Annotated in this window: 8 protein-coding genes and 1 riboswitch; of the genes, 5 read left to right on the top strand and 3 right to left on the bottom strand. The window is 72.3% G+C overall.

What is annotated here, in order from left to right:
* Window position 1 precedes the first annotated feature (1 nt).
* The gene (locus IE265_RS00455) at window positions 2-1633 is read left to right on the top strand and encodes a DUF5691 domain-containing protein (protein ID WP_190033231.1); all 1632 of its coding nucleotides are present in this window, start codon (window positions 2-4) and stop codon (window positions 1631-1633) included.
* Between the two features lie 438 nt (window positions 1634-2071).
* Here the strand turns inward: IE265_RS00455 and icmB are convergent, their stop codons facing one another.
* A complete protein-coding gene (gene icmB / locus IE265_RS00450) occupies window positions 2072-2482 on the bottom strand; it encodes a coenzyme B12-dependent isobutyryl CoA mutase small subunit (RefSeq protein ID WP_190033230.1) in 411 nt (136 codons plus the stop codon).
* 708 nt (window positions 2483-3190) lie between these two features.
* On the opposite strand from icmB, the gene IE265_RS00445 reads away from it, so the two are divergent.
* Together IE265_RS00445 and IE265_RS00440 are read left to right on the top strand one after the other, a co-directional pair.
* Window positions 3191-4090 carry an esterase/lipase family protein gene (locus tag IE265_RS00445; protein ID WP_190033229.1) on the top strand — a complete coding sequence of 300 codons (900 nt, stop codon included), beginning with the start codon at window positions 3191-3193 and terminating at the stop codon, window positions 4088-4090.
* Between the two features lie 324 nt (window positions 4091-4414).
* Window positions 4415-6091, top strand: a complete 1677-nt coding sequence (locus tag IE265_RS00440; RefSeq protein ID WP_190033228.1) for a M23 family metallopeptidase — start codon at window positions 4415-4417, stop codon at window positions 6089-6091.
* A gap of 181 nt (window positions 6092-6272) precedes the next feature.
* On the opposite strand, the gene pcrA is transcribed toward IE265_RS00440, so the two are convergent.
* Window positions 6273-8759 (bottom strand): DNA helicase PcrA, encoded by a 2487-nt coding sequence (gene pcrA / locus IE265_RS00435; RefSeq protein WP_190033227.1) that lies wholly within the window; start codon window positions 8757-8759, stop codon window positions 6273-6275.
* Between the two features lie 1282 nt (window positions 8760-10041).
* A riboswitch (cyclic di-AMP (ydaO/yuaA leader) is annotated at window positions 10042-10215 on the top strand.
* Between the two features lie 7 nt (window positions 10216-10222).
* On the opposite strand from pcrA, the gene IE265_RS00430 reads away from it, so the two are divergent.
* A complete protein-coding gene (locus tag IE265_RS00430) occupies window positions 10223-11362 on the top strand; it encodes a C40 family peptidase (protein WP_190033226.1) in 1140 nt (379 codons plus the stop codon).
* A 145-nt stretch (window positions 11363-11507) separates the two neighbouring features.
* On the opposite strand, the gene IE265_RS00425 is transcribed toward IE265_RS00430, so the two are convergent.
* Complete coding sequence (locus tag IE265_RS00425; protein ID WP_190033225.1) at window positions 11508-11861, bottom strand: hypothetical protein; 354 nt, start codon at window positions 11859-11861, stop codon at window positions 11508-11510.
* A 413-nt stretch (window positions 11862-12274) separates the two neighbouring features.
* Between IE265_RS00425 and IE265_RS00420 the strand changes: the two genes are divergently transcribed.
* Complete coding sequence (locus tag IE265_RS00420) at window positions 12275-13351, top strand: C40 family peptidase (RefSeq protein ID WP_190033224.1); 1077 nt, start codon at window positions 12275-12277, stop codon at window positions 13349-13351.
* The last annotated feature ends 124 nt before the right edge of the window (window positions 13352-13475 follow it).

Genomic DNA, 13475 nt, shown 5'->3' with positions numbered 1-13475 from the left:
CATGAACGGGACCCCCGTTCCCACGGAAGCGCCCGGCGCCGGGCAGTGGGAGGAGCTCGTCACGGCGGCTCTCCTGGGCACCACGCGGCGGACCCCGCCGGGGGTCTCGGCGGGGGTCTCGGCCGGGCGCGACGCGCCGACGGCCCTGCTGGACGCCGCGGCGGTGGAGACCGTGCGACGGCGCGCCGGGCTGCGTCCGGGCCGCGCGGCGGCACGCCCGGAGCCGGCAGGGCGGGACCCGCGTCCCGCTCTGCCCCCGGCGGCCGGACGGAGACTGGCGATGCTCCTCGCCGACCGGCCCGGAACCGGCGGCGGCCGCAGAGGGTCGGCCCCGGATCTCATGGAGCTGCTGCCGCAATGGCTGGCCACGGCGAACGAGCGGGGGTTCGCCGCACCCCCGCAGACCTTGCCCGCGCTCCTGGACGCGGCCCGGGGACGGACGGATCTGCGGCCCGCGGTGCTGGCGTTCGCTGGGCCGCGTGCCCTGTGGCTGGCCCGGCTGAACCCGGACTGGCGGTTCGCGCTGCGAGCGGCACCCGGCGGCGGGGCGGTGCTGCCCGGGCCCGGCGAGCCGGACCGGATGCGGACTCTGTGGGAGGAAGGGCTGTTCGCCGAGCGGGTCGCGCTCCTGTCCGCGGTCCGAGCCCAGGACGCGGCGACCGCCCGTGACCTGCTGGCAGCGACCTGGCCGACGGAGCGGGCGGAGGACCGGCTGATGTTCCTCGATTCCTTGCGCACCGGGCTGTGCGCGGCGGACGAGCCGTTCCTGGAGCAGGCCTTGGCGGACCGCAGCCGCAATGTGCGGGCCACGGCGGCGGAGTTGCTGTCCGCGCTGCCCGGCTCCGCGCTGGCGGCACGAATGGGCGGACGCGCCGGGTCATGCGTGGCCATGGACCACACGCGGGGGGCGCCGACGATATCCGTGGAGGCTCCGCACGAGTGCGACCCGGCGATGGAGCGGGACGGCGTGGTGCCCAAGCCACCGGCAGGCCGGGGCGAACGGTCCTGGTGGCTCGGCCAGCTGGTGGAGGCGGCGCCGCTCGCGACGTGGCCGGACCGCCTGGGCGGGCGTACCCCGGAGGACATCGTGGCGCTGCCGGTCGCGGACGACTGGCAGGGCGAGTTGCACGCCGCGTGGTGCCGGGCGGCCGTACGGCAGCGTGACCCCGCCTGGTCCAGAGCCCTGCTGGGGGCACCCGCGGCACCGGAGGCCGGCGGGCCGGGGGCGGTGTCGCTCGCCGAGCGGGCCAAGCTGCTGGGCACCCTGGGGCAGGCCGAGCGGGCCGAGTGGGTGGCCGGGTTCATCGCCGCGCACGGGCTGTCCGAGGCCTTCCAACTGCTCGGTGTGTGCGCCGTGCCCTGGGCGGAGCCCTTGGGGAGGGCGGTCGTGGACGCTCTCAACATCGCACGGGACGCGGGGAGCTATCCGTGGAGTTTCAGCGGGGTGATGGGGCTGGCCGAGCGCTGCCTGGACCCGTCGGAGGCCGTCCGCCTGGAGGCGCTGACGGCGGTACCGGACGAGGGGGAGAACGCGGCGCCGGGGGCGGGCGGCTACTGGGCCGAGTCCTTCCAGCGCCTGGTAACCACGCTGCGCCTGCGCGCGACCATGCACCAAGAACTCACGGAACCCTGAGGAGGGCCCACCCCATTCCACGGCCCCGCCGGACCACCGGACCACCGGACCACCGAGCCACCGAGCCACCGAGCCACCGAGCCACCGAGCCACCAACGGAACCGGCGGGGCGGGAGGACCTGCCGTCGGCCGGAGTCACCCGAATGGCCCTCCCGGCGACCCGCACCGAGCAGCCGACGCAACAGCGCGGAACCTCGCGCGACGATCAAGGGGTCCAGCCCGGACGCACCCCCGGCGCACCCCCCGCGTACCCCCGCCACAGGCCCGACCCAGCCCACACCCAGCCCCGCAACAGCACCACAGCAGCCCCCCGCTGCATCCGCACCCGGCCGCCCCCGTCCGGGCACAGGCTCGGACAGGGTGGGCGCTCGGGCGGGGTCAGGCGGTCGAAGAGGGCGGTGCAGGCTCGGACCGGCCCGCGAAGGGCCGGGCGGAGGCTCAGGCGGCCTGGCGGACGTTCCCGCGTACCCACTCCACGATCGACGCCGTGGTGGCACCGGGGGTGAAGATCTCGGCCACGCCCTTGTCCTTGAGCGGAGCGATGTCCGCCTCGGGAATGATCCCGCCGCCGAACACCTTGATGTCCGCCGCGTCGCGCTCCTCGAGGAGGGCGATCACCGCGGCGAAGAGCGTGTTGTGCGCGCCGGAGAGGATCGACAGACCGATCGCGTCGGCGTCCTCCTGGATCGCCGTGTCGACGATCTGCTCGGGCGTCTGGTGGAGACCTGTGTAAATGACCTCCATGCCCGCGTCGCGCAGTGCCCGCGCGATCACCTTGGCCCCGCGATCGTGGCCGTCGAGCCCCGGCTTGGCCACCACCACGCGGATCGGACCGGCTGCCACACCCATCACTGCCTCCATGAACCGACTACACCGATCTGCTGAGGTCCACCGGGACCGACGACCCGAACGTGCCGCCCGCCGCCCTTCGACCTGTACCGAACTGTCTTCAACTACTGCAACTGCCATCAAACACCGCCGGCCACCACCGACGGCAGCCACAGCCGCAGCCGCAGCCGCAGCCGTCACTGAACGTCACCGACCGCGACCCGCCACAACCGGTCCGGCCCGAGTTTCCGGCCCGTACCGACTGAAGCACCCGACGGCCGCGGCGGCGACTCGCCGGCACCGCACCCGTGTCAGGTATGCCCCGGCGGCACAGCGATCCCGCACCGCACGGGTGGGGAAGTGAACGAACGTTATCGCCACCATCCCGCAACCGGCAGTTTCGCGGTGGAGACCGAGGGGGAAATCACACGGTGGGACAAGTTCGCCGCGCACCGATCCCACAACCTGCGACACCGGGGCCGCACCCCACCGCAGGAGCCGCATCCGGGACGGGCGCAGGGGAGCCGCCACGAGGTCGCCGTACCTCCGCTCCGCAGGCCGCGCGGAGCCGGTGGTACTGCGCACCGGCGAGGGCACGACGACGGAGACTCCGTCGCTCCACCGGCGTCACACACGCCGCACGTGCGCCATCGCCTCCTCACCATCGGCTTCCCACTAGGGCACACGGGGGACGGAGTGGTCCCTCCGTGCGCCGACGGGAGGTCGACCATGAAGGTCACCAGGGCAGCACTGCCCCTTCTTCCGCTCTGCCAGCGCCTGCTTCCGGGCAGACTGGCCGGACTGTCACTGGCCCTCCTCAAGGCCACCGCCCTGGAGATCGCGATCCTCGCGGGCCACCTTCTCCTGTACCCGTCCGGCATCACGCCGGAGCGCCGCCCGGTCCCCCTGCCGTCCCGCACACCGGCCGGCCTGCCCGGCGCGGACACGGCCGGACTTCCGGACCCGACCCGGCTGCCCACCCCGGCGAAGCCGCCGGTGGTCCTGCTGCACGGCTTCATCGACAACCGTTCGGTCTTCGTCCTGCTGCGCCGCTCGCTGATCCAGCACGGCCGCCACCAGATCGAGTCGCTCAACTACTCCCCGCTGACCTGCGACATACGGACCGCGGCCGAACTGCTGGGCCGGCACATCGAGGAGATCTGCGAGCGGACCGGCCACCAGCAGGTGGACGTCGTGGGGCACAGCCTCGGCGGCCTCATCGCCCGCTACTACGCGCAGTGCCTGGGCGGTGACGTTCGGATACGGACGCTCGTCACGCTGGGCACCCCGCACTCGGGCACGCTGGTCGCCCCGTTGATGAACGCGCACCCGATCGTGCGGCAGATGCGCCCCGACTCCGCCGTACTGGAGGACCTCCGGCAGCCCGCGCCGCACTGCCGCACCCGGTTCGTGAGCTTCTGGAGCGATCTGGACCAGTTGATGGACCCGCTGGAGTCCGCGTGCATCGAGCACCCGGACCTGCTGACGCAGAACGTGCGCGTGAGCGGCATCGGACACCTCGCGCTCCCCGTCCACCCGGCCGTCGCCCTCGGAATCCGGCAGGCACTGGACGCCGAGGAGACCGGGGTGCGCCCCGCCGAGCAGACCGGCGGCCTGACGGTCGCCTGACGTCGGCGGGACAGCCCTCCGAACACCAACACGACCGCAGCATGCGGACTTAACGACCGCAAGTGGAGCAATAGGGCATCACGCCACCGGCGCACGCCACCCGAAGCGGCTCTTGGCGCCCCACGAGCGACCCGGAACCACATCAGTTTTTCGAACATCCATCGAACGCCAGGCCAAAGCTGTGCCCACCCTCCACCGAAAGGCGGCCGAATGCCCGTTTCCCGAGCGGAGGAAACCTGCTGAAGATTGTCGCGCGCTCATACCGCCGGGTACAGTCGCCGCACTGCTCTGCCAGCCCCTGTTGTCGAGGCGAAAGAGAAGTTGGTGAACGACCGTCACCCGTCGGGGACCGTAACTCCCCCGGCTCCGGCTCCCGAGGCCAACTCGGCGCATTACGCGTCCTACGGCCAGCAGGGAGGCCAGTACGGCGACTTCACCATGTACGAGGGGTACCCCGCCACCGGATATGACGCCGCTCCCGCGAACACGTACGGGACGCCCGGCGGCTACGACGCGACCGGCGGCTACGCCCCCTCGGGCTTCGCCACCGACCCCCTGTTCGGCGACCTCCCCGGCAACGACGTTGGCGGCGGCGGAAATGCCGGCGGCACCGGCGCGTACGACGCCGGCCAGTGGTCCGGCGAGAACCATCAGGCGGTGCACTACGACCCGTACGCGGCGCAGCACCAGACCGCGTACGAGACCGGCAGCTACGACAGCAGCGGCGCCTGGACCGGCGCAGGACATCAGCAGCTCGGCGAGATCCCGAATCAGGCCGTGCACCACGAGGGCACCGGCCAGTGGGACGCCAACGCCTGGCACCAGGCCGATCCGGTCGACGGGACCCAGCAGTGGACCGCCCCGACCTTCGAGACCGGCGCCTACGACGCGACGGCGTGGAACTCCGACGGCGGCGACCAGTCCCACACCCAGGTCCACCACCAGGCACAGACCGAGCACGACGGCTACGCGGCCCGCAGCCATGAGTCGTACGAGCAGCACGACCCTTACGAGCAGCGGGACTTGTACGAGCAGGAGACGTACGGCCGCGACGAGTCGTACGCCCAGCAGGCCACCACCACCTTCGAGCAGGCTCCTTACGAGGAACAGGCCACCGCGGAAGGCGAGTTCACCTCGGCCGAGGAGAACGAGGCCGACGCGGACACCGAGGACGGCACCTCCGGCGAGCCCTTCCTCCTCGACGGCGTCGAGGAGATCACCCCCGTTCCGCGCCCCTCGTCCCGTACGGCGGGCCGTTCCGGATCCCGCTCCCGCCGCCGCAGCCCGGCCAAGCGCTCCGCACTGCTCACCATCGCGGTGCCGTCGGCCTGCGTGATGGGCGTCGCCGGTATCGCCGCCGCCTCGGTGACCGGCGGAAGCAGCGCCGACGACGTGCAGACGACGGCCGCCGCCCCCGACGCGAGCGCCGTCCAGCCGTCCGCCGCGAACAACAAGCTCGACACGCAGCTGGAGAACCTCTCGGCCGACGCGGACGACTTCGCGGACCGGGCCAGCCGCACGCAGGAACGTATCGACCTCAAGGCCGAGCAGGCCGCCGAGAAGCGCAAGGCGGCGGAGGACGCGGCCCGCAAGGAGCGGCTTCGCCCGAAGTTCGCCCTGCCGGTCTCGCAGCACGGGCTCAGCGCCTACTACGGCCAGGCGGGCGTCAACTGGATGTCCGTGCACACCGGCATCGACTTCCCCGTCTCGTACGGCACGACGGTGATGGCCGCGACCGACGGCACCGTCCGTACGCAGTGGAACAGCGCGTACGGGAACATGATCATCGTGACGGCCAAGGACGGCACGGAGACCTGGTACTGCCACCTCTCCACGTACAAGGTCGCCTCGGGCACGGTCGTGCAGGCCGGCGACCCGATCGCCTACTCCGGGAACTCCGGCAACTCCACCGGTCCGCACCTCCACTTCGAGGTCAGGCCCGGCGGCGGCTCCGCGATCGACCCGCTGCCGTGGCTGCGCAGCCACGGTCTCAGCCCCTGACACTCCGCCGCGCCGATTCACCGAATCCCTGCTGCCCGGTTCGCGGAACCGCTGCCAACAGGGCCCGTACCGGGCGGACTTCGCGGCACGCCCGGGCCGATGCCGGCTCCGGGCGGGGCGGCGCGGGCAGCGCCCCCGCTTCCAGCGGCGGCTCCGTCCACGCCCCGTGCGTCCCCGCTGACTACAGCTTCTCGACCGGCGCGTAGCGCAGCAGCAACCGCTTCGGCTTCTCCTCGCCGAAGTCCACCGTCGCTTCGGCGTTGGCCCCCGTGCCCTTCACCCCGACCACCGTGCCCAGGCCGAACTGGTCGTGCGTGACACGGTCTCCGACCGCCAGCGACACGACCGGCTTGTCGGTGGCGCCGCGGCGCGTCGCGAAACCCGACGCGCCCGAGGCCGCCGAGCGGGAACGGGACGAGGACAGGGAGGCGGCGACTCCCCCGACGGGACCGGACGAGACCGGGCCCATCGCCCCGGTCCGCTTCCAGTCGAGGTGCGTCTCCGGGATCTCCTCCAGGAAGCGGGAGGGCGGGTTGTACGAGGGCTGCCCCCACGCGCTGCGCATCGACGAACGCGTCAGGTACAGCCGCTCACGCGCGCGCGTGATGCCGACGTACGCGAGCCGCCGCTCCTCCTCCAGCTCCTTGGCCTGGCCGAGCGCGCGCATGTGCGGGAAGACGCCGTCCTCCATGCCGGTCAGGAACACCACGGGGAATTCGAGGCCCTTGGCGGTGTGGAGGGTCATCAGCGTTATCACGCCCGAGCCGTCCTCCTCCTCGTCCGGGATCTGGTCCGAGTCGGCGACCAGGGCGACGCGCTCCAGGAACGCGGACAGTCCGCCCGCGGTCTCGCCCTCACCGGTCTCCTGCTCGAACTCCAGGGCCACGGCCGCGAGTTCCTGGAGGTTCTCGATCCTGGTCTCGTCCTGCGGGTCGGTGGACGCCTGCAACTCGGCGAGGTAGCCGGTCCGTTCGAGGACGGCCTCCAGGACCGTCGCCGGCGCGGCGCCGGACTCGACGATCGTCCGCAGGTCCTCCATCAGCGTGTTGAACCGCTTGACGGCGTTGGCGGAGCGGGCCGCCATGCCGTACGCCTCGTCGACGCGCCGCAGGGCCTGCGGGAAGCTGATCCTCTCGCGCTGGGAGAGGGCGTCGATCATCGCCTCGGCGCGGTCGCCGATGCCGCGCTTGGGGACGTTCAGGATGCGGCGCAGCGGGACCGAGTCCTCGGGGTTCGCCAGGACGCGGAGGTAGGCCAGGACGTCCCTGACCTCCTTGCGCTCGTAGAAGCGGACGCCGCCCACGACCTTGTAGGGCAGGCCTACACGGATGAAGACCTCTTCGAAGACACGGGACTGCGCGTTCGTCCGGTAGAAGACCGCGACGTCGCCCGCCTTCGCGTCACCCGCGTCCGTGAGGCGGTCGATCTCGTCGGCGACGAACTGTGCCTCGTCGTGCTCCGTGTCGGCGACGTAGCCGGTGATCCGGGCGCCCGCTCCCGCGTTGGTCCAGAGGTTCTTGGGGCGGCGGGACTCGTTGCGCTCGATGACCGCGTTGGCCGCGGTGAGGATCGTCTGCGTGGAGCGGTAGTTCTGCTCCAGCAGGATCGTCGTCGCGCTCGGGTAGTCCTCCTCGAACTGGAGGATGTTGCGGATGGTCGCGCCCCGGAAGGCGTAGATCGACTGGTCCGCGTCACCCACCACGCACAGCTCGGCGGGCTGCAGGTCGAACTCGCTGGGCGGCACGTCCACGGGGTGCTCGGAGGTGCCGACGAGCTCCCGCACGAGGGCGTACTGCGCGTGGTTCGTGTCCTGGTACTCGTCCACCAGCACATGGCGGAAGCGGCGGCGGTAGTGCTCGGCGACGTCCGGGAAGGCGCGCAGCAGGTTGACCGTCGTCATGATCAGGTCGTCGAAGTCGAGGGCGTTGGCCTCGCGCAGCCGCGACTGGTACATCGCGTAGGCCTGGGCGAGCGTCTTCTCGAAGCCGTCGGCGGCCTGGGCGGCGAAGTCCTCCTCGTCGATCAGCTCGTTCTTGAGGTTGCTGATCTTGGCGCTGAAGGACTTGGGCGGAAAGCGCTTCGGGTCGAGGTCCAGGTCGCGGCAGACCAGGGCCATGAGCCGCTTGCTGTCGGCCGCGTCGTAGATCGAGAAGGACGACGTGAAGCCGAGCTGCTTGCTCTCCCGGCGCAGGATGCGGACGCAGGCGCTGTGGAAGGTCATGACCCACATCGCGTTCGCGCGCGGCCCGACGAGCTGCTCGACACGCTCCTTCATCTCGCCCGCGGCCTTGTTGGTGAAGGTGATCGCGAGGATCTGGCCCGGGTGCACCTTGCGCTCGCCCAGCAGGTGCGCGATCCGGTGCGTGAGCACACGGGTCTTGCCGGAGCCCGCACCGGCCACGATGAGCAGCGGGGAGCCCTGGTGGACGACCGCCGCACGCTGGTTCTCGTTCAGCCCGTCCAGGAGCGCCGCCGGGTCCACGTGGGGACGCGGGGCGCCGTCGCGGTAGTAGCCGTCGCGGCTCGGCGGCACGTCGAAACGGCCGCCGAACAAGTCGTCCGGAACGGGATCCGGCGTCTCGTCCTCGGGCGGCGGCGGGGGCTCTTCCTCGTGGGCCTGCGAGGGCCTGAGGTCCGCCAGGAAGCTGTCGTCAAAGAGGCTGCTCATCGCTCTCCGAGTCTAGGCGCCCCCACTGACAGCCCGCCGCCACCCTGAGAACTCGGTGGAATCCGATACGGGCCGACCGGCGTCCTGCCCTACGGGCGCCCGGCCTCCAGCCGTACGAGGCCTCGGGTCGGGACGCGCTGCCGTCCGGACCCCGGCTGTCCGGACCCCGGCCGTCCGGAGCCCCGTCGTCCGGACCATGGCTGTCCGGAGCCCCGTCGTCCGGACCGTGGCGGTCAGGACTCCGGCACTGCCGCACGGGCTTGTGCGGACCTGTGCGGGCCTGCGGGCAGCCGCCCTCGCGTCGTACGTGGCCGACCGCTCACCCTGCCCGTCGTACGGGGCCGACCGCCGGACCGTACGGCGGCCGGGCCGTTCGGGCCGGCCGGGCCGGGGCATGGGACCGGTCGGGCCCAGCGGCTCCGGTGAGGGCCGCGGGCCGTACGAGGGGGCCGGGCGACCTCTGTGCGGCCGTCGGCCGTGCAAGGCCCCACAGGGACCGCCAGGCCCCGCAGGGACCGCTCAGGGCTCCGACCGGCGACGGAGGCGTCCCCGGAGACGGCGCCGGCCCTCTCCGCACCCCAGGACGTCCGGCCCTGAGAGGTTCGGCCCTGGCAGGTCCGGGCCTGCCGTCGGCCGGCGTCCGTCCGGAAACCGCCGCCCCACGGCACGGAAGCCTCCGCGGAGTGACGCACCCCGCTGCCCCGCCGACCCGCTCCCCAGAGGCCGTCGTATACGGCCCGGCACCGCCCGCCGGAAGGCAGCGGCGGCCCGGCCTGCGCCCTCCGCCCGCACTGGAGCCGTCACTCTCCGTCCTCCGCGCGCCCGAGTTCGCGGCGGGACGCCCGGCCCGGGTGCCGGTCGCCTCCGGGCGCTCCGGGCCGGGCGGCACAGGTCGGACACGGGCCGGGCGGCGCAGGTCGGACGCCCCGCGCGGTGGCACCGGGCACGCGGCGGGGGTACCGCGCCGGACCCCGCGCCCCGCTCCCGTCGCGTACCGAGCCGCCCGCCCATGGCCGTACCGTCCGCCGCCCGCCCACCCTCCGCGTTCCGGACTTCCGCGCTTCGTCCGACTCCACGGACCCCGACCGGCCCGACGGACGCGAGGACCGCCGCTTCGGACAAGTCCCCCCAGATCACTCCGGATTGGCTGCGGGAGCCGGTGGCCGAGGCTAAGGTCACGAAAATGTATCGGGCATATCGCACATCAAACTTCACAGGAGCCACACGAATTGGCTAACTTTCGAGTAGGTCGCTCGACCCGCACCGGCGAACACGCCGGGCCGAGCGCCCTCCGCCGAATCCGGTACGCCCCTCGTGGCCGACGGAACCGGGGACCCAAACCGACCTTGGGGTGAATCGGGCCGACTCCCGTACGGGAGAAGGACCGTAGGGCAAACCTTCCGAAGCACCAGCCCGAACCCGACAGCTAACTCGGTAGGCGGATGACGGAAGGAGACGCCCACGTGGCGCCACACCGCAAGTCGCGGCCCCCCAGCGGCATGGGCATACGCACCCCGGCCCTCGCCACCGCGGCTCTCACCTCCGTGGCACTGCTCTCCCAGACGGCGAACGCCTCGCCGTCCGAGGAGCCCAAGCCGAGCATGGAGGAAGTCCAGAAGAAGGTGGACGACCTCTACCAGCAGGCGGGGACGGCCACCGAGAAGTACAACGCGGCCAAGGAGAAGACCACCAAGCAGCGCAAGCGCGTCGACACACTGCTCGACGACGTCGCGAAGCGCACGGAGAAGCTCAACGACGCCCGCGAGGAACTGGGTGGCTTCGCCGCCGCGCAGTACCGCACGGGTGCCGCCGCCCCCGACACCGCTTCCCTCCTCCTGGCCGACAACCCGCAGGACTACTTCGACCAGAGCCAACTGATGGACCGGCTGACCAGCCGCCAGAAGGAGGCCGTCGACGACTACGGGACGCAGCAGGCCGCCACCGCGAGGAAGCGGCAGGAGGCGTCCGAGAGCCTGCAGACGCTCACCGCCACGCAGAGCACGCTGAAGACGTCCAAGGCGGACGTGCAGCGGAAGCTCGCCGAGGCGCGCGACCTCCTCTCCAGGCTGACCGCCGAGGAGAGGGCGCGGCTCGCGGCGATCGAGCGGGAGAAGCAGGAGGAGGCCCTGCGCAAGGCGGACGAGCTGGCGCGCCGGCAGGCCGCCGACGAGGAGGAGCGACGCCGGCAGGCGGCGACGCAGAGCACGGGGACCTCCACCGCCACCGCGACGCCGGGCACCGACACCTCGTACGACGCGAAGGCCGCCAAGGCGCTCGCCTTCGCCCGCGCGCAGATCGGCAAGCCGTACGTGTGGGGGGCGAGCGGCCCCGGCTCGTACGACTGCTCAGGGCTCACCCAGGCCGCCTGGAAGGCCGCAGGTGTCACGCTGCCGCGCACCACGTGGGACCAGGTCAACGCCGGTACGACGGTCTCCGTGAACGACGCCAGGCCCGGTGACCTCGTCTTCTTCTTCGACGACATCAGCCACGTCGGCGTGTACGTCGGCGACGGCATGATGGTCCACGCGCCCAAGCCGGGGGCGTACGTCCGCGAGGAGTCGATCTACTACATGCCGGTCCACAGCGTCGTGCGCCCGGCCTGAGGTACACCGCCGCGCAGGACCGCGGGGCCGCAGGACGGGAGCGGGCCGGGACACCTTTCGTGTCCCGGCCCGCTCCCGTTCCCGTCCAACGCCCGGCCCACGCCCGGCCCGTGCCACTCGCCCCACCTGGTCAGGTCAGGTCAGGTCAGGTCCAGAGCACCGCGATGAAGACGTTCGCCGTGGTCAGCGCGCCCACGAGGGCGAACAGCCCCTTGTCGACCCTCTCCTCGTCGCGCTTCACGTAGACGAGCCCCAGGATCACGATCAGCAGCGCCAGCTTCACGCCGATCTTGACGTTGTCGACGCTCTGGTCGTCGGCCTGGTTGAGGCCGACCAGGACCGCGCCGGTGACCAGCATGGTGAGCGCGCCGTGGAGCATGACCGGGGTGAAGCGGGCCGTACCGCCGCCCATCGCCCTCAGCTGGGTGAGGAACCCGCCGAGCAGAGCGGCGATGCCGATGACGTGCAGGGCGACGAAGACATGAATGAGTACGTCCATGGGCCGGGACCCTAACCGGACGCCCCGCGCTCCCTCGGCACCGCCCCCGTCCCCTCACTGCCGACCCCATAGCACCGCCTCCGTGACCGCCGGCGCACAAACACCCCATCGGTCACCGCGCCACGCCAAGTCGGCGGCCCCGGGCCCGGATCGCGGTCGTATCCGGTCAGCTCATGCCCGACTGGCGCCACTTCCGTACATGCCGTTACACCCGTCACAGGTCCAGGTTTAGCGTCCTTCCCCAGGTGACCGGCCTCCCGACACCGCCCGGGTCAGGGGCGGCGGTCGGACACCACCGCCGAAAGGTCCGGCGGCGACCCGCTCCCCTGTGCGGGCCGCCGCCGGACGTGCAACCGGGTCCGCCGGGGACGCTTCGCCGACTCCGCGGCCGTACGGAAGGACGTTGATCGCACGTGGCAGCGCACCGCAGGCCCATCCGGCGCTCACTCGGCGGCCGCACGGCAGCCCGTACAGCCTTCACCATCGCCCTCGCGGGCGCGGCGGGCGCGACCGGGTTCGAGGGAACGGGGACGGCGGTGCCGGATCTGACACCGGCCCAGGTGAGGGCGAAGGTCGACAAGCTCTACCAGGAGGCGGAGGTCGCCACCGAGAAGTACAACGGGGCGAAGGAGAAGGCCGCGCGGGCCGAGGGCCGCGTGGACAGCCTCCAGGACGAGGCCGCGCGCCGCACGGAACGGCTCAACTCCGAGCGCGCGGCGCTCGGTTCGCAGGCCGCCGCCCAGTACCGGGACGGCGGCATCGATCCGTCGCTGCGGCTGATGCTCTCCTCCGACCCCGATCGGTACCTGGACGGCGCGGCGTTCGCCGAACGGGCCGGCAGTCGGCAGGCCTCGACGGTCAGGCGCGTCGGCAGGCAGCTCCGGGAGATCGAGCAGTTGCGTGGGGCGGCCGACGTCGAGCTGACGGCGCTCAGGACTCGGCAGGCGGAGCTGAAGCGCCACAAGAAGACGGTCACCGGAAAGCTCGACGAGGCCCGGGACCTCCTGTCGCGGCTGCCCGCCGGGGAGCGGACGCGCATCGGGGCGGACGACCCCGACACCGCGCGTGCCTCGCGCGCCTCGCGCTCCGCCGCGTCCCCGCGCGACGCGGGCCCGGTGCCGTCCGGGACCACCGCCTCCAACTCCCGCGCGGCGACGGCGATCGCGTACGCCTACGAGAAGCTCGGCAGCCCGTACGTGTGGGGGGCCACCGGACCGGACGCCTTCGACTGCTCCGGGCTGATGCAGGCCGCGTACCGCGACGCGGGCATTGCCCTGCCCCGCACGACATACGCGCAGATCAACGCGGGACAGCGGGTCGCCCGCTCCGAACTCCAGCCGGGCGACCTGGTGTTCTTCTACTCGGGAATCAGCCATGTGGGGCTGTACATCGGCAACGGGCAGATGATCCACGCCCCCAACCCCTCGGCTCCGGTGCGGGTGGCGCCCATCACCGAGATGCCCTTCGCGGGAGCCACACGCGTGGCCTGAGAGCCCTTCCCGGGCGAGGCGTCGACGGGTGAACGCCCTTCGGGAGAAGGGTGGTTCAAGCCGCTTGAGCGGCGGGCGGACCGGGTGTTGACGGTACGGACACACTGGCGCGGTAGCGTCTGCA

The organism is Streptomyces fructofermentans (assembly GCF_014651055.1).
GTDB classification, from domain to species: Bacteria; Actinomycetota; Actinomycetes; order Streptomycetales; family Streptomycetaceae; genus Streptomyces; species Streptomyces fructofermentans.
This window is presented reverse-complemented; position numbering and strand designations above follow the sequence as displayed.

What these genes read in the sequence shown, in the direction of transcription:
- icmB (WP_190033230.1), bottom strand. Translation starts at nt 2,482, where the DNA reads ATGGGTGTGGCAGCCGGTCCGATCCGCGTGGTGGTGGCCAAGCCGGGG.
- IE265_RS00445 (WP_190033229.1), top strand. Translation starts at nt 3,191, where the DNA reads ATGAAGGTCACCAGGGCAGCACTGCCCCTTCTTCCGCTCTGCCAGCGC.
- pcrA (WP_190033227.1), bottom strand. Translation starts at nt 8,759, where the DNA reads ATGAGCAGCCTCTTTGACGACAGCTTCCTGGCGGACCTCAGGCCCTCG.
- IE265_RS00455 (WP_190033231.1), top strand. Translation starts at nt 2, where the DNA reads ATGAACGGGACCCCCGTTCCCACGGAAGCGCCCGGCGCCGGGCAGTGG.
- IE265_RS00425 (WP_190033225.1), bottom strand. Translation starts at nt 11,861, where the DNA reads ATGGACGTACTCATTCATGTCTTCGTCGCCCTGCACGTCATCGGCATC.